Genomic DNA, 1907 nt, shown 5'->3' on the forward strand with positions numbered 1-1907 from the left:
AGATGAGGATTCCCTTAGGAGTGTGCGCGGCGACCTCGCCTGGTGGGCAAGTGATCTCACGGGCGGGATGGCGACGTCGCCGGAATGGGATGATCCGGGTCACGAAAATATCACAACCCGTAACACTCCGCCCCTCGCGTGCGATCGCCGAAATTCGGCACCTACTATTGGGGCCAACCCTCAGTTCCACTCGGGAGCGCCCTCATGACCGATGCGATCGACCTCTCCACCCCTCGATACCGACACGATCTCGTGGCCGAAGTCGACGGCCCGGGGGATGACCTTGTCCTCGAGGTGGTGGTCGCCGAGACCGTGGTGCTGGACGAGCACGGCGCAGGCCGCGGAATGCCGGAACTCTTCCTCAAGACCGGGGTGGACGGCATCTCCCTCACGGATCGCGATCAGGTCCTCCAGTTGCAGGCGGTGATCAACCGCGCCGTCAACCAGTGGCGCGAAGCCGCCTCGCACCTCGCCTGACCGGGGGTCGTCCGCCGAACCCGTCACTCCACCCGGATCCCCGCCTCGCCGATCAGTGCCAGCCCGACCGCCAGGACCTGCTCCGGCGAGATGATCGCCCCGCGTAGGGCCGAGGCTCCGCGGACGTCCTCGAGCACGGCGCCCCTCAGGTCCGAGGCGGCGAAGGTGGCCCGCTCGAAGGACGCCCCCCGAAGGTCCGCGCCGTCCGTCGACAGGTCCGCGACCCGGGCCTCGAGGAGGTCGGCCTGCCTGCAGCGGGTGGCAGACAGGAGCACCCGCTGCAGTCGGGCCATCCGTAGGTTGACCATGTCTGCGTGGCAGTCCTCGAAGCTCACGTCGGTCAGTCGCGCGTCCGACAGCACGATTCCGGTGAGCCGGCATCCGACGAACCTCACCCGGGTGAACGAGGCCCCGTCGGCGACCATCCCCGAGAGGTCACAGTCGCGGACCACCACGTCGGTCAGGCGGAGCGAATCGGCCCGGGCGCTACTCAGGCGGATGCCCTCCAGGACGGAGTCGCGGATCTCCGCACCGCCGATGCGCGCCGCGCCCTCGTCCGGTGAGGGGGCGTGCTCGGCGGTGGCCAGGACTCCGTCCCAGAGCGCGTCGGCGTGGAGGTCGGTGAGGGGTGGCGCGAGCTGTTCCCGCCGCGGCATGGTCGGGGCGGCGGGCGGGCGCGGGGAGCCGGATCGACGGCGCAGTGGGGGAGGCACGGCCGCCAGCCTAGGCGGGGGACCTCCCGGCGGCGGATGTGCTTTCCGCGGGAGGAGGCGTACTCTCGACGGGGAAGTAGACCGACCTGTCTGTATGTGATGTCGAGGGAGTTGCCAGATGAGCCTGCGCGAGGTGTTCGCTTTTCCGGAGGTCGTGAACGACTACGCGGCGCGATGCACCGCCGGGCTCGTCGTGACGCTCGCCGTGGCGACGATCCTCGCCCCGCCTCCGGTGCAGGTATGGCTCGCGGCGGCTCTCGTTGTGGGATTCGCGCTGCGGGTCGCCGGGGGTCCCCGGTACTCACCGTTCGGCCGACTCTCGGTGCACGTGATCGCGCCGCGGGTCAGCTCCACCCCGAAGCTGGTCGCGGGCGCACCCAAACGGTTCGCGCAGACGATCGGGCTCGTCATGTCCTCGGTCGCCCTCGGGCTGTTCCTTGCGGGGTTATCCACCGCGGGTGCCGTCGTCCTGGGTGTGCTGGTGGCGGCGGCCCTCGCCGAGGCGGCGCTCGGGTTCTGCCTCGGGTGCTGGTTGTACGCGCATCTCCAGCGGGTCGGTGTCGTGTCGGATGACTCGTGCGTCGAGTGCGCGGACATCTGGGCGCGGCCCGGGATGACCGCACGCAGCTGATCGAGTCCTTTCCGCGACCTCGGGTGTCGTGGTGGTGGGCTACCGTTGGCGCATGACGACACCGCCCGAGAATTCCCCCGAGAATG

General features: G+C 69.8%; 3 protein-coding genes. 2 read left to right on the plus strand and 1 reads right to left on the minus strand.

What is annotated here, in order from left to right; all coding sequences use genetic code 11:
* Positions 1–204: 204 nt before the first annotated feature.
* Positions 205–477: a hypothetical protein gene (locus B4M60_RS11860; RefSeq protein WP_291084110.1), complete on the plus strand. Its 273-nt coding sequence runs from the start codon at positions 205–207 to the stop codon at positions 475–477.
* Positions 478–500: 23 nt separating this feature from the next.
* On the opposite strand, the gene B4M60_RS11865 is transcribed toward B4M60_RS11860, so the two are convergent.
* A complete protein-coding gene (locus B4M60_RS11865; RefSeq protein ID WP_291084113.1) occupies positions 501–1190 on the minus strand; it encodes a pentapeptide repeat-containing protein in 690 nt (229 codons plus the stop codon).
* A gap of 118 nt (positions 1191–1308) precedes the next feature.
* On the opposite strand from B4M60_RS11865, the gene B4M60_RS11870 reads away from it, so the two are divergent.
* Positions 1309–1821: a DUF4395 domain-containing protein gene (locus tag B4M60_RS11870; protein WP_291084116.1), complete on the plus strand. Its 513-nt coding sequence runs from the start codon at positions 1309–1311 to the stop codon at positions 1819–1821.
* The last annotated feature ends 86 nt before the right edge of the window (positions 1822–1907 follow it).

The sequence above is a fragment of the Dietzia sp. UBA5065 genome, from assembly GCA_002415925.1.
Classification (GTDB): domain Bacteria; phylum Actinomycetota; class Actinomycetes; order Mycobacteriales; family Mycobacteriaceae; genus Dietzia.

Coding starts and splice junctions, on each gene's coding strand:
- B4M60_RS11870 (WP_291084116.1), top strand. CDS start 1,309: ATGAGCCTGCGCGAGGTGTTCGCTTTTCCGGAGGTCGTGAACGACTAC.
- B4M60_RS11860 (WP_291084110.1), top strand. CDS start 205: ATGACCGATGCGATCGACCTCTCCACCCCTCGATACCGACACGATCTC.